The organism is Halomonas lysinitropha (genome assembly GCF_902500215.1).
Classification (GTDB): domain Bacteria; phylum Pseudomonadota; class Gammaproteobacteria; order Pseudomonadales; family Halomonadaceae; genus Halomonas; species Halomonas lysinitropha.
In genome coordinates, this window is the sequence record NZ_CABVOU010000039.1 from 296,750 (window position 1) to 315,053 (window position 18,304).

At 64.8% G+C, this 18,304-nt stretch carries 16 protein-coding genes; 6 read left to right on the plus strand and 10 right to left on the minus strand.

Annotated features, from left to right (window positions below):
- The first annotated feature begins 13 nt into the window (after positions 1-13).
- The 5 genes from HALO32_RS13070 to HALO32_RS13090 are packed head-to-tail and all read left to right on the plus strand — an operon-like array spanning position 14 to position 5,843.
- Positions 14-1,189: a hypothetical protein gene (locus tag HALO32_RS13070; RefSeq protein WP_151444299.1), complete on the plus strand. Its 1,176-nt coding sequence runs from the start codon at positions 14-16 to the stop codon at positions 1,187-1,189.
- Entirely contained in the window at positions 1,186-2,853 is a 1,668-nt protein-coding gene (locus tag HALO32_RS13075) for a LamG-like jellyroll fold domain-containing protein (RefSeq protein WP_192576508.1), read from the plus strand. The genes HALO32_RS13070 and HALO32_RS13075 overlap by 4 nt, the downstream gene beginning before the upstream one ends.
- Positions 2,853-3,272, plus strand: coding sequence for a hypothetical protein (locus HALO32_RS13080; protein WP_151444301.1), 420 nt, complete (start codon positions 2,853-2,855; stop codon positions 3,270-3,272). The genes HALO32_RS13075 and HALO32_RS13080 overlap by 1 nt, the downstream gene beginning before the upstream one ends.
- A gap of 43 nt (positions 3,273-3,315) precedes the next feature.
- A complete protein-coding gene (locus tag HALO32_RS13085; protein ID WP_151444302.1) occupies positions 3,316-5,613 on the plus strand; it encodes a hypothetical protein in 2,298 nt (765 codons plus the stop codon).
- Positions 5,613-5,843 (plus strand): hypothetical protein, encoded by a 231-nt coding sequence (locus HALO32_RS13090; RefSeq protein WP_151444303.1) that lies wholly within the window; start codon positions 5,613-5,615, stop codon positions 5,841-5,843. The genes HALO32_RS13085 and HALO32_RS13090 overlap by 1 nt, the downstream gene beginning before the upstream one ends.
- A gap of 4 nt (positions 5,844-5,847) precedes the next feature.
- Here HALO32_RS13090 and HALO32_RS13095 read toward each other — a convergent pair whose 3' ends face one another.
- The 8 genes from HALO32_RS13095 to leuS all read right to left on the minus strand — a co-directional run bounded on the left by HALO32_RS13095 (position 5,848) and on the right by leuS (position 14,992).
- The gene (locus HALO32_RS13095) at positions 5,848-6,093 is read right to left on the minus strand and encodes a hypothetical protein (protein ID WP_151444304.1); all 246 of its coding nucleotides are present in this window, start codon (positions 6,091-6,093) and stop codon (positions 5,848-5,850) included.
- 348 nt (positions 6,094-6,441) lie between these two features.
- A complete protein-coding gene (locus HALO32_RS13105) occupies positions 6,442-7,518 on the minus strand; it encodes a type I restriction endonuclease (protein WP_151444306.1) in 1,077 nt (358 codons plus the stop codon).
- 739 nt (positions 7,519-8,257) lie between these two features.
- Complete coding sequence (locus tag HALO32_RS13110) at positions 8,258-8,644, minus strand: hypothetical protein (protein WP_151444307.1); 387 nt, start codon at positions 8,642-8,644, stop codon at positions 8,258-8,260.
- Between the two features lie 525 nt (positions 8,645-9,169).
- Complete coding sequence (locus HALO32_RS13115; RefSeq protein WP_151444308.1) at positions 9,170-10,147, minus strand: PA2778 family cysteine peptidase; 978 nt, start codon at positions 10,145-10,147, stop codon at positions 9,170-9,172.
- Between the two features lie 14 nt (positions 10,148-10,161).
- Positions 10,162-10,557: a PA2779 family protein gene (locus tag HALO32_RS13120; RefSeq protein WP_151444560.1), complete on the minus strand. Its 396-nt coding sequence runs from the start codon at positions 10,555-10,557 to the stop codon at positions 10,162-10,164.
- A 238-nt stretch (positions 10,558-10,795) separates the two neighbouring features.
- Positions 10,796-11,854, minus strand: coding sequence for a DNA polymerase III subunit delta (gene holA, locus HALO32_RS13125; RefSeq protein ID WP_151444309.1), 1,059 nt, complete (start codon positions 11,852-11,854; stop codon positions 10,796-10,798).
- A gap of 24 nt (positions 11,855-11,878) precedes the next feature.
- Positions 11,879-12,370, minus strand: coding sequence for an LPS-assembly lipoprotein LptE (locus tag HALO32_RS13130; RefSeq protein ID WP_151444310.1), 492 nt, complete (start codon positions 12,368-12,370; stop codon positions 11,879-11,881).
- Positions 12,371-12,397: 27 nt separating this feature from the next.
- Positions 12,398-14,992: a leucine--tRNA ligase gene (gene leuS / locus HALO32_RS13135; RefSeq protein ID WP_151444311.1), complete on the minus strand. Its 2,595-nt coding sequence runs from the start codon at positions 14,990-14,992 to the stop codon at positions 12,398-12,400.
- A 236-nt stretch (positions 14,993-15,228) separates the two neighbouring features.
- Between leuS and HALO32_RS13140 the strand changes: the two genes are divergently transcribed.
- Positions 15,229-15,747: a zinc ribbon-containing protein gene (locus HALO32_RS13140; protein WP_151444312.1), complete on the plus strand. Its 519-nt coding sequence runs from the start codon at positions 15,229-15,231 to the stop codon at positions 15,745-15,747.
- Between the two features lie 87 nt (positions 15,748-15,834).
- Here HALO32_RS13140 and HALO32_RS13145 read toward each other — a convergent pair whose 3' ends face one another.
- Positions 15,835-17,163 (minus strand): hypothetical protein, encoded by a 1,329-nt coding sequence (locus HALO32_RS13145; RefSeq protein WP_225809998.1) that lies wholly within the window; start codon positions 17,161-17,163, stop codon positions 15,835-15,837.
- Positions 17,164-17,321: 158 nt separating this feature from the next.
- Positions 17,322-18,215 (minus strand): LysR family transcriptional regulator, encoded by an 894-nt coding sequence (locus HALO32_RS13150; RefSeq protein WP_151444313.1) that lies wholly within the window; start codon positions 18,213-18,215, stop codon positions 17,322-17,324.
- Between the last annotated feature and the right edge of the window lie 89 nt (positions 18,216-18,304).

An 18,304-nucleotide genomic window follows, 5' to 3' on the forward strand; every position in this document is an offset into this window, starting at 1 on the left:
GGAGCAGAGCAACATGCCATTCCCCGTAAAGTGGTTCTCCAGCGACATGGGCGGCGCGCCGGTTCTGGGCGACACCGCCGCCGGCGACTTCATCGCCCTGGTCAAGGCCTGCCTGGTCACAGGATTTAATGTGACCCCGATTGCCTCGATGACCTACGACAGCGAGACCGACCGCGCCACCGTGGCCGTGGGCAGCGACCATGGTTTCAAGGTGGGGCAGGTGGTCGATGTCAGCGGTGCTGACCAGGCCGCCTACAACGGCGAGCACCGCGTCACTGCCGTCACCGCCACCCAGTTCCTCTTCAAGCCGCCCTATGCCCCGGCGGCCACCACCGCCACCGGCGCCACGCTGGAGGCCAAGGCCGCCCCGGTGGGCGGATGGACCATCGAGGCCGAGGACGCCACCAACCACAAGATCGCGCTGAGCCGCACGGCGGCCGACGCCACCGACCATGTCGTCGTGATCGAGAACAACGGCAACCAGGGCAACTACTCGGCGGGTAACGAGTTCGTCGCCCGGGTGCGGGTGTGCGAGAGCTTCACCGACTTCGCCACCTATGACCAGGCCATGGAGCAGTTCTGGCCCGCCAGCCATCGCTACGCCACGGCCGAGTGGCTGCTGGTCGCCGATGGCCACGCCCTCTACTGGCTCAACCGCTACGCCTCCGCCGGCAAGCGCAGCGCCGTGATGCTGGGCGACATCGAGAGCGTCCGCCCGGGTGACGCCGCCCACTGCGTGCTGACCGGCATCGAGAGCAGCACCGGTGCCGAGTGGGATGCCAGCGAGAGCTACTACGCCGACTTCGCCACCCTGGGCAGCAGCGACTACCGCGCCATCGCCCGCGGCTACCAACAGCTGCCCGGCGAGGTGCCCTGGCAGCTCTACGGCATCGGCACGCGCCTGGGCGACGGCGTGATCGCCTACCCCAACCCCGCCACCAACGGATTCTACGTGGCCACCGGTAAGCTGATGGTGGTGGAGCAGGGCAGCCTGCGCGGCTTCCTGCCCGGCCTGCTGCAGCCGCTGCACACCTCTAGCGTCTACCACGGCGCGGTGGTCGACAACCTGCCGGATCTCGAAGGCGTGCCGGTGCTGTTCTGGCTGGCCATGGATTCGCGGGCCTACAACGGCACCGAGCGGCTGATGGCCTGGCGGCTGGATGAATGGTTACCGGAGGTGGGCGCATGACACTGATCGCCCGCTATAAGCTCGACGGCAACGCCCGCGACAGCGCGGGCACCGCCCACGGCACCGCGGTGGACGTGACCTGGGCGCCCAGCCAACTGGTCGATGGGGGAGGGGAGGCGCGCCTCAACGGTACCACCAGCCGCATCGACACCGCCATCCAGTTCAGCAGCGAGACCGCCGTATCGCTGCCCGTTTGGTTCCGACCAGGCCCTGGAGCCGGGCACCTGATCGGCCAGCACGACGGCACCAATGGCCTGGCCATCGAGCAGACCGAGACCGGCAAGATCCGCCTGGTGGTGGGCGGCACGGCCAGCACGGAGGTGACCGTCTACCCCGGCGAGTACCACCACGCCGTGGCGGTGTATGACGCCGCCGAGGCGACCCTCTACCTGGACAATGAAGCCGTGGCCACGGTAACGGCCACCGTCACCTGGCCGGCGGTGCCGGTGACCCTCGGCGCTAGGGCGGACAGCAGCGCGGCACTCGCGTGCGATGTGGTGGATGTGGGGGTATACGACTCAAAAGAGATCCCGATTACAGTCCCGACTGACGGTCTCACCATTAGGTACACAATGGATGACGTCACCGGCAGTACGCTGGTGGCCGAAACGGGTGATTACAATGGGACGATAAGTGGGGCGGCGCAGGAGCCAGGGATAAAAGGCCAAGCTCTGGCTTTTAATAAAAGCAACAATGACCATGTTTATGTTCAGATAGAAAACAGCATTAGATATAATATACTCTCGATATCATGTTGGGTAAAAAGAGAATATTCTACTGCATTTGAAGCAATCTGTTCCTTTAGTGGTATTGGAAATGAAAGGGTTGATTTTTATATTCAAGGGTCTAGTGGATTTCTTAGAGTCCAAGTCTCAAGTTCTGGTGGTTCTCAAGTTTTTGGCTCGCCATCTGGGGGAAGCGTCCACGATGGGGAATGGCATTTAGCTCAAATCGAAGTGAATGCCGATATAGATGAAGTTAATTTTTTTGTGGATTCACAGCACGTCGGGAGCCTGGATATTTCGGCCATTGGATACACAGGCATAACTCCGCAGTCATTGGTTATAGGATGTATGGTTCCTGAAAATAAAATTAACTTCCTTAATGGAATGTTGGATATTTTCAGCACACACAACCGCTCACTTACACAAACAGAAAGACAAGATTTATACACCGAAGTAACCGGAAATACGTTTTTTAATATTTCAGGAATAACTTACCGAGTTGGTCGAGATCTGGGGGGTGTTGGCCAGGCATACAACCCCCATCCGAGCCCGGTCCCCAACCCCACCGCCATCCCTCGCTCCGGCCGCAGCAGCGTGCAGGGCGTCACGGCCCTGCTGGCCCGGCCGGCCTGGTTCGACCAGCGCGACGGCAGCGGCGGCAGCCACCTGACGCCGGAGGGCGTGGTCTCCCGGCCCGATCGCCAGGGGCGCATCAGCGGCAATACCACCGATCCCAACGGCAACCCGGTTTCGCGTCGGGTGCGCTGCTTCGAACGCACGACCGGGCGCATCGTCCGCGAGGGCTGGAGCAACAGCGCCGGCTACTACCAGTTCGACGACCTGGATCCGGCCAAGCGCTTCACCATCGTCGCCCATGACCATACCGGCGAATACAACGCCGTGATCGCAGACAACGCCCAACCGGAGGTGCCCGCCTGATGGCCAACCTTGCCCTTGCCCTGAGCGAACGCCAGGCCCGCCTCGAGACCCTGGCCGCGCGGATCAACGCCGGCGCCACCGAACAGGCCCCGGCGACGCTGACCTTCTACGCCGAACCGCAGCCGGCCAGCCCCGACACCGCCCTGGCCGGCCAGGTGGTGCTGGCGGTGGTCGAGTGCCCAATCCCCTTCGAGGACGAGATCGTCAACGCCGTGCTGACCACGGCCCCGTTCGATGAGGTGCTGGCCACCGAGGCGGGCATCGCCGCCTGGGCGCGCCTGCGCGACAGCGCCGGCGCGGTGAAGGCCGACCTCACCGTGGGCGTGGAGGGCAGTGGCGCCAACATCGAGATCACCCAGACGCAGTTCTATGCCGGGGTGATCGTCGAGATAACCTCGGGCACCATCGCCGAGGCCTGATCGTCACCGAACCTCCAGCACAGCACGTAGCCGAGGAGCCGGAATGGCCCAGTATCATCTCCAGTTCGGCCCCGCCGGCTATGTCTCGCCCACCGGCGGGGCGCCGTTGCAGTTCGGTGTTGCCCAGGCCCCGCCGGACGAGGGCGGTGGTGAGCCCACGCCGGGGATCTGCCCCGAGTGGCATGCCCCCGTGGGCACGGTGCCGCTGCAGTTCGGCTTTCCCGCCGAGGCCCTGGCCGCCAGCGTCTCCCTGCAGTTCGGCATCTGCCCCGAGGGCGAGCCCGCCGAGCCTGGTGAGCGCTTCCCCGCCAGCCTCACTGCCACGCTGCCCGCGCCCACGGCCGAACTGGCCGCCACGGTGCCGGTCGCCGCCGGCGCGATCGCCGCCACGCTCCCGGCGCCCGAGGCCACGGCCCAGGCGCGTGCGCTGCTGCGCCCGGCCATCAATGCCAGCCTGGCCCCGCCCACGGCGACCATCACCGCCGAGCAGCGCCGCCCGGTGGGTACCCTGTTCGGCGTGCTGCCGCCGCCAACTGCCGGGCTCACCGCCCGGGCCCTGCTGCGCCCGGTCATCGACGTCACCCTGGCCGCGCCCCAGGCCACCGCCACGGCCACCCTGCGCGTGCGCGCCCAGGTCGCGGCGAGCTTGCCGGCGCCTCAGGCATGGTTCGAGGCCGAGCGCGACATCAACGTCTGGCGCGGCCCCGGCGTGCAGGCCGCCACCGACTACCAGCAAGGTGAGGCGGTGCCGGCGCACGTTACCGGCCGCTATGCCCAGAGCGAGCGCTACCACCAGGCCACCGCAACCCGCTACCAGCAGGCCGACCCGCTCAGCCGCGGCACCCATGCCACGGCCCAGCACCTGCCCCGACTGGACGAGATGCGGCGCATCGTGCAGGAGCACGGCGAGCGTCTGGCCAGCCAGCGGGCCACGCACAACCGCTACCTGCCGCGGCTCGACCGCCACCGCACCCCGCGGGAGCAGCAGGGCGCGGCCATTTGGCAACACGCCGGCACCCACAACCGCTGGCTGCCGCACCTGCGCACCCAGTGGGGCCTGCCCTACCAGCAGGCCAGCCGCATCCTCGCCTGCCACTGGGGCAGCGACTGGCAGACCGCCGCGCCGCATCCGCTGGCCTGGCAGGCCAGGTACGAGCAAGCCAAATGGCCCGACCCGGGGACCAGCCCCTACCCGCATCCGCCGGTCGAGCCGCCGCCCGATCCCTATGTGCCCGACAACGAGCTGCCGTTCTGCCGCCCCGGCCAGGGCGACACCGATCTCGGCTTCGGGCCCATCGTCTGCCACCCCGTCGGCGTGCCGATCCGGAGGACCTACCTCGTGAGCAACACCGCCAGCCTCAAGCTCGTGGCCACCGGCCAGCTGCTCGACGCCAGTGCCATCTCCGCCGCCATCGATGCCGACTCCTGGAGCTGGGAAATGCGCGCCACCGTGCACGGCCAGGCCAGCCTCGACGCCGTGCGCAACGCCAGCCAGCCCGTGGAGATTGAAGCCGTGCTCAACGGCTACGTGTGGCGCGGCGTGCTCGACTCCTGGAGCCGCCAGCGTCAGTTCGGCGAGGTGCCGACCATCACCCTCAGCGCCCGCAGCCTCGCCGCCTACCTGGCCGCGCCCCACGCCGAGCCGCGCAGCTACAGCGAGACCCAGACCCGCACCGCCCGTCAGCTCGCCACCCAGGAGTTGCCCCTGGGCTGGACGCTGGACTGGCAGATCGACGACTGGCTGGTCGAGCCCGAGGCCTGGCACTACACCAACCGCACGCCCATCGAGGCCATCACCGCCATCGCCAACGCCGCCGGCGCCATGGTGCAGGCTCATCGCAGCGCCCCGCAGCTGATCATCGCCCCGCGTTACGCCCTGCCGCACTGGGCCTGGGCCGGCACCACGCCCAGCGTGACTCTGCCGCTCGACGTGCTCACCCGGCTCGGCTCCGAGCTGCGCCGCTCCGAGGCGCTCAACGGCGTCTACATCTCCGGCGAGACCACCGGCGTGCTGGCACTCGTCAAGCGCACCGGCACCGCCGCCGACCGCCTCGGCGAGATGGTCGTCGACCCACTGATCACCCGCCAGGCCCCGGCCCGCGCCCGTGGCATCAGCGTGCTTTCCGCCAGCGGTGCCCAGACCCGCGAATCCCTGGCCCTGCCGTTGGCTGACGACCTCGCCGGGCTGCTCGAGACCGGCCAGCTGCTGCACGTCGATCCCAGCGGGGATGACTGGCGTGGCCTGGTGCGCGCCGTCAGCCTCAACGCCCGCCTGCAGAATGATGCCCTCACCATCGAGCAGACCGCCGAGCTCGAACGCCACCTCGAGGAGACCGCCTGATGGCCCGCAACCTCTACCGCCAGTTCCTCGATCTCATCCCCCGCGACCCGATGTTCGTCGGCGAGGTCATCCAGCACCACCCCGACGGCACCAGCACCCTGCAACTCCCCGGCGGCGGCAACCTCCGCGCCAGGGGGCAGGGTGTGGCGGTAGGGCTCAAGGCGTTCGTGCAGGCGGGGGAGGTGAAGGGCGAAGCGCCTGCGCTGACGGATGTGGTGGTGGAGGTGTGAGTGGCTATAGCAACTGAGCCCAGAGCTGCGGCCCGAAGCCGATGAAAATAGCCACCAGGGCTACCCGCGCGATTCTGTTCGACTTGGCTCGCTTTTTAGCCAGTCGCGCTCGTGTAGCTTTGAGCTCAGGCGATGTGGTGACCCGAACACCTTGGGACTTCTCGTGCTCCGGAAGGCTTGGTGGGTAGATGAAGAGCAGCGCCACGCCCAGCATGTCTAGCAGTAGGCCGCCAGTGGTCATGGTTAGCATGATGAAGACCTCATGTCAGATTGTCTTCACAGGCTAGTCTTGCCCATCTTCAGCGCAAAGTGGCGGTCGACCAGGGATCAACGCATCGAGGTATGTGGATCAGGCTCAGAATGGTCTATCCATACGGTGACTGATTTGTCGGCTTTAAGCTGACTCCCAGCTCCTGGGCTTTGCTGTAGATGGCATTTTCGGTCCTGCCCAGCTTCAGACCAATGACTCGGGTAGGCGTATTCTCCTTCGCCAACTGTTTCAATTTGGCTTTGTCCGCTGCAGACCATGGCTTCCCTTCGTTATCTGGCCACTTGCTCATCGAAGCACTCCATCCTATGACTGTGATTGGCTATGCCGCTATCCAAGGTACTCCGCTACCGTGGCGTTCAGTGCTTCACGGTGCTGGAAGAGGTCGCTAACCGAAGCAATCTCTACCCGATCCTCCTGCTTATCCTGAAAGAACCCCACGCGCATAACGCTCTTGGCATTGAAGTGGAAGCGGCAGATCGGCTTGCGGTTGTTGTCATCAAGTAGCACGGCGCAGTAGGACTTGGCATCGCGCATCGTGATTCGGCCGACGTCTATCTGCTCAGCCAGGATCGACCGGACAATGTTGTAACCATCGATTTCATCTTGAGTCGTGACGATTCCGTCGTCGTCGGTTGGCTGCTCTTCGCTTGGAGTTTGTAAGGCAGGTATGGCGCTGGCGGCTTCCACATCGTTGCTTGCCAGTGCCCCTTTGAGCCGTTGGGCGACCTGCTCCTTCACATAGAGCGTGCCAGCCTCCTTAATGATGGGGGTGAATTCCTCGATGACCTGTCGCGTCTGCCGCCCTTCGTAGATCTTACCGACTATGAACTTGACGTATTCTTCCGGGATTTCGCGGAACACCTCATCTATGGCTCTCTTTGCCAAGTTGGTGTACTTGAGACGGTTCGCCGTGCTGAGTATGGCATCGACATCGAAGTTCGGTTTGGTGAATTTCTGAAGCTCGTCGATGTCCTGGTCGTTGAAGTCAGCGAGATCGAAGGTGAAGAAGGGGCGAGTGTCCAGCTTGTTCTCGAAGTCGAGGTCGGAGTAGAAGCGATACTCGAAGCCATTCGTCAGGATGGCGAATTTTGCATCGGTGCAGGCGAAGTACCGATACAGCTGGTTGTACTGGACATGAGAGAGGTCGGCGCCCAGCGGCTTGCATTCCACCAGAATCGACAAGGTGCCATTCGTCCTGATTGCGTAGTCTACCTTTTCCCCTTTCTTGGTGCCGACGTCAGCGGTGAATTCCGGCACTACCTCTCGCGTATCGAAAGGGTCATAACCCAGCGCACCGATGAAGGGCATCACCAACGCCGTCTTCGTTGCCTCCTCATTCTTGATGTGGCCTACCTGTTCCTGGCCTCTCCGAGCGATGCTTGAAAGCTTGTCACCTAGTTCCATGGTTCGTCCCTGCCAATTTTGTTATGTGCGATATGAGGTCCACTTAGCCTAGACCTGTCTCTCAGGCAGCACAAAGGTACGTGAGGGGCTAAAGCAGCATCACCGAGTGTTTGTAAGCGATCTCGCACACCAGAATGCGAGATCTAGCATGGCAATGGCTGCGGCAGGGCGCCTATGTTTGAGGCGTGACGCCTCACAGCATGCGACTCCACAGGATGAGGAGTTGCCACCACGGACGGGGCACCGCGTCATACCGGCATGGATCGCACCGCCAGGCCAGGGACGGCTTTCTGATCCTTTGCCACCTGCCACACTCCCTCCTCGACATCCTGGCGCCGATCCAGCAGATACACCGCTGAGCCTGGTTCCCAAAAGCCGGCATGGTGGTCCAAACTCGCCCAGCCTTACCCGCCCGCTGATCAGTCGCCCCTGCCAGATCACGTGATACTCGACCAACCGATCACCTGGTGGCCGGCCCCGGCGCAAGCTTACCCAGCCCAGGCGCTCAAGGCGCTTACGCCAGGTGGTGAGTCGGTAACGGGTGGCGTCGTCCATGGAGGAAACATGCCTTCAGGGAAGAGGGTAGGTAAGGATAAGGTGCCATTACTGAGTCAACTGGTGGAGCGCAAGATGTGAGACACGTTGCCGTCTTCTGAGACGGCGAGTGATCCAAGGTAGTAGGGGTGACGGGGCTCAGTAGGTGGGGCGCGGCTCTGCCATTGAGCTACACGAACAAAGACTACTTCACGGCTACAGCCTCTCGCAATTCCTGAGCTGCTGACAAGTACTGCTCTCGCTGCTCGGCAGTGCATACCGGCTGGCTGTGCTTGTCCGTCGCATGGGCTTCTCTCTGAGCGGCCAAGTATTTCGCGGCCTTCGGAGCGATCCGCTTTCTGTCACGGTTGCGAAGGCTGGCCTTCATACGGGTCAGATCATCGCCTGACGGTGAGCCGCTCACTGTTTCGGGGGAGTCACTGGCGATTAACTTCTCCAACCCCACACGCACATCGTGGGTGAGATGGTTGTATTCGGCCCTGCGCGAGTTCGCTAGGGAGGCCGCCCATCCAATCAAACCACCCGCTAGGGTGGTGGCGATCGGCAGAGCTGCTTGTGTCCATACAGACATCATCAAGTCCTTGCTATGGGTCGGCGTTCATCCGGGTGGCTTTGTCAGTGTGGCCACAGCTCGTGCATTTGAAGGCAACGTCAGTGGAGCCGTCTAAGCCTCGCCCACACTCAAATTCACTGAGGTGGTGTTCGTCGCGGACAGACTCCGTAGCACCGCAAGGACAGGTGATAGTGATCTCGTCAGGGCCTTCGACAATGCTGAACATGGCGATTCCTCCCGGTAGGTCCCCTCTGATCATGCCGTAAAACCCAGCCGGAGCGCCAGTATCCATGCAGAGCGTATATGCTGTATGTGCTTCCAGTCTGAGAGGAAGGTTTCAATTTGACATCAGTACGTTATGCGAACGGCTATGCAACACTGGCAGTGTTGAGGTCAGCGGTTCGATCCCGCTAGGCTCCACCAAAAAGAACATGTGAATCAGCCCCTTGGCCTAACTCGCCAGGGGGCTTTTTCGTGCGTTGGGGAAAAACTGGGGAACTCCATGGGATGAAGGCTCGAGCCTTTCCGGGAGGTGCGGAGCGGCTAATCTCCACTCTTCAGGCCGTCGAGGGCTTGGCGAGCCGGGTTCTGCCAGGCGCCGGGATGGGCCGCCGCTAGCTGCAGGGCCTCGCGAGCCTGATCGACGTTTCCCATCTCTTGCTGCAGGAGCCCCAGATTGAGCCAGGCGACGGCGAGGTCGGGGTCCTGTGCCACGGCCCCCTCGAAGGCCGCAATGGCGCCCTGCCGGTCGCCGGTGGCGTAGCGGGCATTCCCCAGGGCGAAATGCCCCATGGCGTGTTCAGGGTGGCGGTCAATGAGAGCCTCCCAGGCGAGCAGTGCAGCCTGTTCGCCCTGCACGCGCTCGAAGTCGACAATGGCATCCATTGCGGCCTCAGCGTCGGTGGTGGCAGGCAGCGTGCCCGGGGGCAGGGCAACGAAGGCCCAGCGATCGCTGCGGGCCCAGGTGGCATCGAAACGCTTGAAGGACTCGATGCGCTCCGGCTCCATGCCGCTATGCAGGATCAGCGTCTCCTCGTCCAGATCGAAGCCGATGGCCACGGCGTAGTGCCAGATCGGCCAGGCGGGCAGCGAGAGATTCTGCATCACCACCGTCGGGTGGCCGGCGTCGATCTCGGTGAGCAGGGCATCGAGGTTGCCCTTGATCATGAAGGGAATGCGACCGTGGCGGCGTACAGTGGCCAGCATCTCCGGCTGGACGCTGCCTTCACGCTCGGGCAGGAAGACCTGGGGAATCAGGGTGTCGACCTCTACCGGTACATCGGAGGCGTTGAGCACCATGGCCAGCGAGGCGGGGCCGCACTGGTAGTCGCGCTGCCCGTGGAAGGGGGTCTGCTCGAGAAGGGTCTGGCGGGGAAGTTCGCGTTTCGTGGTCTCGGCCAGCTGCGGCGTGCTGGCGCAGCCGGCCATGATGAGCATCACCAGTGCCAACGCGAGAACGCCCGCTAGGCGGGCGTTCCAGAAGGTCGTCTTGGTGAAATGCCGGGAAGGGCATGGAGTCATGCGTCGCTCACCTATCAGCGGGTGAAGGGGTAGACGTTGGTCAGGCCGAGGATATCGGTGACCAGCAGGATCACGAAGACGGCGAACAGGGCGCCGACCACGCTGGCACCGGCCGGCAGCTGCTCGAGCTGGTCGGCCATCTGAGCGGCTTCTGCATCGGAGAGGGCGGCTACGCGGGCTTCCACCTCGGTGGGATCAACGCCCTGGGCGACGAGCTGCTCCTGTACCTCGTCACGTGCGAGGATCTCGTGGATTCGCTCCCGATCTCCCTGGGACCTTTCGGCATTCAGGGCCTCCTGGGTGGTGATCAGTCCGCTTCCAGAACTGGCCGGTGCAGCGGCCACCGGCAGGCTGCCCAGTACCAGAGCGGCGATCAGCAGCGGGCTGAGATAGCGGTAGAGCTTCTTCATCATGGCGGTGTTCCTTCTTGTCGGGATTGGGCTTCCAGCTCCAGGCTTCGTCGGCGCGGCTTTCATGCAGGCCCGCGAAGCAGCGATGCTGTCTGATTATAGGACGGAATGCCGTGACATTTCATGCCTTAGTGGGAGAGAACTCGGCACCGTGCCTTTGTGGGAGCGATGCTTGCATCGCGATGCAAGCATCGCTCCCACAAGAAGTGGCACTCTCAATAGTGTTTGCCCCAGTGCTTTAGCCGACGCGGTAGGAGGAGGGCAGCTCAGCCAGCAGGCCGCGTCCGCCGGCCAGGGTGAGGGCCAGATCATGGAGGCCATCCCATAGTGGCACGCTGCTGGCTCCCTTGATCGCCAGATCCAGTCGCTGGGCAAAGAGCAGCAGCTTGTGCAGTCGTTTAAGCGGCAGCCTGGCCATGGCTTGCTGATAGGCCGGGCGGCGCTTCTCGAAAATCGGCGGTTTCTGGGCCTTGCAGGCGTGCTCCAGGCTCTGGCCCTGATCAAGGTGCTGCTGAATTGAAAGAAGGATGCGCAGTTCACGGGAAAGCGCCCAGAGCACTATAGGGGGTTCGACGCCTTCACCGCGCAGGCCGGCCATGATCCGTGTGACTCGCGCGCGTTCGCCCTTGAGGCAGGCGTCCATCAGGGTAAAGACGTCGTATCGTGCGCTGTCTTCTACGCCGCCCGCTATTTCGCGTGGCCCGACTCGCGCGCCGGAAGGCAGCATCAGGGCGAGTTTCTGGAGTTCCTGATCGGCGGCCAGCAGGTTGCCCTCGGTGCGTTCGCCGAGCAGCCTTGCGGCTTCGAGCTCCAGGGAGAGCCCGTGGCGGGAGGCGCGGTCACGCAGCCAGAAACCCAGTCGCGAGACGTCTACCGGCCAGACCGGTACGAAGAGCCCGATTTTGTCCAGGGCCTTGAACCAGGCACTCTTCTGCTCGCGGTAGTCGAGCTTGCCGGTGGAGAGCAGCAGGATATCGTCGCTGCCCTTTATGGACTCGGCATAGTCGCGAAGCGCCTTGGCGCCTTCCTGGCCGGGCTTGCCGCTGCCAAGCCGCACCTCGATGAGCCGCCGCGTGGCGAACAGCGAGAGGTTGGCGGCGGCTTCGGTCAGGCGTCCCCAGGCGAAGTTGGCCTCCACGTGCAGGATCTCGCGCTCGTCGACCCCGGCCTGACGGGCGGCGGCTCTAACGGCGTCGCAGGCTTCCACGTGCTGCAGCGGCTCCTCGCCCGAGACGATCACGACCGGGGGCAGCTTCTTGGCCAGTGCATCCTCGAGCTTGTCAGCGAATATCTTCACGACAGTACCTTCACGAAAGCCCCTTCACTGTGTGTCCAGCGCGCGCAGGCGATCCATCAGCTGGCGTACTGCGTCGTCACGCAGCCGGTCGTGAGTGGCCTCGCGCAGGTCATCCTGGGCCAGCAGCTGGTCATCGTTGACCGTGATGCGCTCGCTGACTTCCAGACGCTGCTGATCGATCAGGTAGGCGCCGTCGGCGCGGCGCTGGACGGAGAAGGGCACTTCCAGGGAGATCTCAAGTTCGCGGGGTCCGCTGTCGAGCACGCTCAGGCGTCGCTCACGGAAGCGTTCCGCACCCAGGTTGAGCACCAGCGCCGCCCGGTCATGCACCCGGGTGCCGGCACGCTCCAGGCGTCGGGCGGCCTGCCGGGCCAGTTCGCTGTCAGTGCCCGCCAGGGCCAGGGCGTCGCGGGCCACCACTGGCTGGTCGAGGCCGCGAAGGCGAAAGCCGCAACCGGCCAGCGCCAGGGAGGCGCCGGCGGCGAAGCCGAGTTGCAGTAGGGTTCGGCGCTGCATGGGTCTCTCCCCGTCAGGGTGCGGCGTTCAGCCGGCCACGATATTGACCAGCTTGCCGGGCACCACGATCACCTTGTAGACCGTCTTGCCGTCGAGGTGGCGCTGGACATTCTCGGCCGCCAGGGCCTGGGTTTCGATGTCGGCTTTTTCCGCGGAGGCTTCGGCCTCGATGCGCGCACGCAGCTTGCCGTTCACCTGCACCACCAGCTCGATGGTGTCGCGCGCCAGGGCCGATTCATCGACCTGTGGCCAGCGGGCATCGATCGCCGGCTCGTCATGGCCGAGCGCCTGCCACAGCGTGTGGCAGGCGTGGGGGGTGATCGGCGCGAGCAGCAGCACGCAGGCTTCCACCGCCTCGCGGGCCACGGCCAGGCCCTGGGGCGAGGCGTCCTCGAACTTCGAGAGGGCGTTGGTCAGCTCCATGACCGCGGCGATGGCGGTGTTGAAGGTGGTGCGCCGGCCGATGTCGTCACCGGCCTTCTTGATGGTCTCGTGGGTCTTGCGACGCAGTTCACGCTGGGGCTCGGTGAGGGCGCCGAGGTCGAGCGTGCCGGGCTCGCCAGCCGCGAGGTGCTCGCTGACCAGGCGCCACAGGCGCTTGAGGAAGCGATGGGCCCCCTCGACGCCGGCGTCGGACCACTCCAGGGACTGTTCCGGCGGGGCGGCGAACATCATGAACAGGCGCACGGTGTCGGCACCGAAGCGGTCGATCATGGATTGCGGGTCGACGCCGTTGTTCTTTGACTTGGACATCTTCTCGATGCCGCCCATCTCCACCGGCTCCCCGTCACTGGCCAGCACGGCGCTGACGGGGCGGCCCTTCTCGTCGCGCTTGACCTCGACATCGGCGGGGTTGAACCACGCCTTGCCGCCGTTCTCGGTGGGGCGATAGTAGGTCTCGGCGATCACCATGCCCTGGGTGAGCAGGCGCTGGAAGGGCTCGTCGCTCTTCACCAGCCCCAGGTCGCGCATCAGCTTGGTGAAGAAGCGGGCGTAGAGCAGGTGCAGGATGGCGTGCTCGATACCGCCGATGTAGAGGTCCACCGGCAGCCAGTAGTCGACCCGCTCGTCGAGCATCGCTTCCATGTTGTCGGCGCAGCAGAAACGCGCGAAGTACCAGGAGGACTCCATGAAAGTATCGAAGGTGTCCGTCTCGCGGGTCCAGCCGTCGCCGAGGTCATAGAACGCGGGCATGCGCTTGAGCGGCGAGCCGGTAGCGTCAACGGTGACCTCCATGGGCAGTGCCACCGGCAGCTCCTCGTCGGTAAGCGGGACGGTCTGGCCCTCGGGGCCGTACTTGACCGGGATCGGCGCCCCCCAGTAGCGCTGGCGAGCCACGCCCCAGTCGCGCAGGCGAAAGTTGGTCTTCACCACGCCACGGCCGAGTACCTCGAGGCGCTTGGCGATGGCCTCGAAGGCGGTCTCGAAGGCCAGACCGTCGAACTCGCCGGAATGGATCAGCACGCCATAGTCGTCATGCGCGCCCTGGGAGAGGTCCGGCGCCTGGCCCTTCTCGTCGGCAATCACCGCCTCGATAGGCAACTCGTACTTGGTGGCGAACTCCCAGTCGCGCTGGTCGTGGCCGGGCACGGCCATCACGGCCCCGGTGCCGAACTCCATCAGCACGAAGTTGGCCACGTAAACCGGGACCTCGCGGCCGGAGAGGGGATGGACGGCCAGGTGGCCGGTGGGCATGCCCTTCTTCTCGCGGGTGGCCAGCTCTGCTTCCGAGGTGCCGCCGCGAGCGCACTCGGCGCAGAAATCCGCCAGCGCCCGGTTGCTCTCGGCGGCCTGCTTGGCCAGCGGATGGTCGGCGGCCACGGCCATGTAGGTGACGCCCATCAGGGTGTCGGGACGCGTGGTATAGACCGCAAGCGGCTCCTCGACGGCCTCGAGGCCGGAGCCCTCGGCGGGCTTGACGTCAAAGGTGAGTTCGACGCCGCGCGATTTGCCGATCCAGTTGCGCTGCATGGTCTTGACCTGCTCGGGCCAGTCGATGCGCTCCAGGTCGGCCAGCAATTCCTCGGCGTAGTCGGTGATCTTGAGGAACCAAAGCGGGATTTCCTTGCGCTCAACAAGCGCCCCGGAGCGCCAGCCGCGCCCTTCGATCACCTGCTCGTTGGCCAGCACCGTCTGGTCGACGGGGTCCCAATTGACGGTGGACATCTTCTTGTAGACCAGCCCCTTCTCCACCAGCTTGGTGAAGAACCACTGCTCCCAGCGATAGTAGTCGACATCGCAGGTCGCGAACTCGCGGCTCCAGTCGTAGGCGAAGCCCAGCGCCTTGAGCTGGGTGCGCATGTAATCGATGTTGTCGTAGGTCCACTTGGCCGGCGGTACCCGGTTCTGGATCGCGGCGTTCTCGGCGGGCATGCCGAAGGCGTCCCAGCCCATGGGCTGCATGACGTTCTTGCCCTGCATGCGCTGGTAGCGCGAGACGACGTCGCCGATGGTGTAGTTGCGCACATGCCCCATGTGCAGCTTGCCGCTGGGGTAGGGAAACATCGACAGGCAGTAGAACTTCTCGCGACTGGCGTCTTCTACCGCCTTGAAGCACTGGTTGTTGTCCCAGAACTGCTGGGCGTCGCGTTCGGTATCGTGGGGGTTGTACTGTGCGTCCATCGCTCTCTTCGGGTACCTTGAAAGTCGAGCGCAGCGGTGCGGTGCTGCGCATGTCAGCGGCCCTTGTCCGGCATCAAGGTCGTGCGCGGGGCCTGCGCGAAACCATTGATTTTCCGGCGGGATGTCGTCTAAATGGTGATTCTGATTGCCTGTTAGCATACCCCAGCACGGTATCCGGCGGCTATGGGGTATCGCTGCCGGGCCGGCAAGCCCTGACGCGTCACGAGGAGAGCACCATGAGCGAGCACAAGGATACGCACCAGGAACACCGCCTCCGCGGGGGGTATGAGCGCATGCTCGACCGACTGCGTGACGGGGCGCACGAGCTGACCTGGGAAAACCTGCAGAAAGAGCTGGACGAGGCGGTCGAGTTCGAGGACGAGCTGGAAGAGTTCACCAAGGATGAGCTGTCGCTGCTGCGTGCCTGGGTAGAGCGTGACCTCAAGGAGATGCGCCGTTACTTGAGCGCCGGCGGCGAGAGTGTGGCCAGTTGGCTAGGCATCGACCTCTCCGTGCTGTCGCGCAAGGTGGTGGAGTCGCTGTTTTCCATCGCCGATCGCAGCGTTATCGAGCGGGAGCAGCTCCAGGATGACCTTGAGGCGTCACGCGCCGACTATGTCGCCGGCGAGATGGCCGCCCCCGGGCGCATGGCCTGCACGCATTGCGATGCCATCGTCGAGCTCGAAGGGGTTGCGCGGATAGAGCCCTGTCACCAGTGCGGCCACCGCTACTTCGTTCGCGCGCCGAAAAAGTAGGCCTGCGGCCAGCTACAAGCTTCAAGGAACAAGTGACAAGGAAAACCCATCTAGCCTCCAGCTTGGGACACATACTGCCTTGCAGCTTCAAAGCCAGGCATCAAGCCCTATGATGCTCACTACCACCAGCAAGGCCATCACCGCCGCGTAGCCGAGGTTGTGGCGCATCATTGTCGTCCCGCTGACGCCGTATCGTCCCTGCAGTGAGAGATTGATGCCGGAGAGAGGACCGACGCTGGTGCCGACGGCCCAGGAGGCCAGGCCCACGAACGCGAACAGGGTCTGCTGGCCGGCGTCCAGGTCGAGCATCGAGGCGAGCACGGAGACGCCGATGATGGGGTGCAGGCCGGCCACGGCACTGAGCACGATAGTCAGGAAACTGGCGACGGCCTCAAGGGGCCCGAAGTGGGCAAAGAGCGTCCAGGTGCTGTCCGTGGCGGCGGTGATGAAGCTCGATAGCCCCTGGGTCAGCAGTCCCGCGCAGAGGAACAGCGAGATCTCGCTGCGCATGGCCGGTAGGCGGTTGAGAGTGTGCTGATGGACTCGCCGTAGGGTCCAGCGTGCGCCCCGGGGCAGATTGGAAAGCAGCGCCACGCCCGGCAGCAGGAAGGTGATGATGCTGACGATGGAGAGGGTGGGGGTGATGACGTAGTGGAACAGCATCACCAGGCCCGCCATGCACACCGGCATCAGCAGGCTGCGTGGCGAAAGCGAGAAGCCGGCGGTATCGGCCAGTTCGAAACGCCGCGAGAGCTCGCCGACTGTCAGCATGCCCGACACCATGGCCAGGGGCAGACCGAAGGCGAGAATGATGGCGTAGTGCATCGCCGGTGCCAGGGTCATGACCACGCCCATGGAGGCGAAGAAGGGCGACCAGAGTGCCGCGCTGGAGAGGCCGCGGTTGAGGCCCAGTAGCTGGGGCGTGGTGAGTGGTCCGCGACGCTCCAGGCGGTCACCGACCATGAACACCGTGGAGAGGTTGAGGATGGAGCCGAGCAGATGGACCCCCAGCCAGGTGCCCAGCACGCCGCGGGCCCCGGTGAGGGCCTTGCCCGCTGGACGTGACCGGCCGCGCAGGTTGCCGATCAGGCCGATGAAGCTAACCCCCACCAGCATGGCGACCACGTAGGTGTTGCCGTCGAGGATGCCCGGCCAGTCGATCCTGGCGCCGTGCCAGGTGCGTGCCATTACCAGCAGCCCCAGACCCAGCGCGGCGAGTATCCCCGCCTGGCGCCGGGTGCGCCGGGGGATGTCCACCCACAGCAGGGCCGTGGCCAGCCACAGGCAGTAGCTCACCGCATGGGCCAGCGGGAATAGCCCGGTGAACTGTGCGACCTGCAGGATGAGCCCGGTGAGGATCAGCCCGCCGGCCAGGGCGTGGCGGGGGACGATGGTCGCCGCGGTAGTCTCCGACACGGAACGGGAATCCTCGTGCAAATAGTGAACAGTCTAAACAATCTGCCATGAGGTTGTCCCGGGCTCCCACTTATAATGTCGGCACTGTGCCCCTTGTGGGAGCGAACGGTTCGACGCCTCGACGCTTGCGTCGCGGTCCGTCGCGATGGCCTGATGCGTCAGCCCCACTCCCTGGCAGCCGCCTCACGGGCGGCGTCGAGCTGGGCCAGCATGGCCCGTGCCGGATTGGAGAGGGTGCGGCTGCGATGCACGAGATAGCCCAGGGGGCGGTTGATGGGCGGATGGTCGACCTCCAGCTCGTGCAGTTCGCCGGCGACCAAATGCGCCGGCAGCAGGCTCCAGCCCAGGCCGATGGCGGTCATCATCTTGAGTGTCTCGAGGTAGTTGGTAGAGAGCGCCACCGGCAGGTTGAGCCCGGCCGAGGCGAAGCGCGACTCGATCAGGCTGCGGGTGAAGGTCAGCGGCCCGGGGAGCACGGCGTCGAAGGCGCACAGCTCCCGGAGGGCCAGGCGCCCCCGGCCGGCGAGGGGGTGGTCGGTTGCACAGACGAAGCAGAGGCGGTCGATCCACAGCTGGACGACCCGCAGTTGCGGGTCGGGATGCGGTGCCAGGGTGACCACGGCGATCTCGAGCTCGCCGTCCAGCACCCCCTGATAGGCCTGCTCGGAATCCAGAAAGTGAAGGTCGAGCCGGACCTCGGGGTGGTCGCGAGTATAGGCCTTTAGCAGCGGGGGCAGACGGTGCAGGCCGATGTGGTGGCTGGTGGCGAGCGTCAGGCTGCCGGCGACGCTACCCTCGAGGTTGCCCAGCGCCCGGCGGCTGTCGTCAACCATGACCAGGATCTGCCGCGCCCGGGGCAGCAGTACCCGACCGGCCTCGGTGAGGCTCACCCGACGACCGATGCGGTCGAACAGTCGGGCGTCGATCTGGCCCTCCAGCACGGCGATTCGCTTGCTGACCGCCGGCTGGGTAAGGTGCAGCTGCTCGGCGGCGCGGGAAAAACTGCCGCTGTCGGCCACGGCGAGAAAGGCCTGCAGGCTCTGCGTATCCATGGGCACCCCCGTGGCGATGATTTCGGATTCCTTAATGGAATCCAATCCATAAATAACATGAATTGATTTTATGGGCGAGCCGTCGGAAA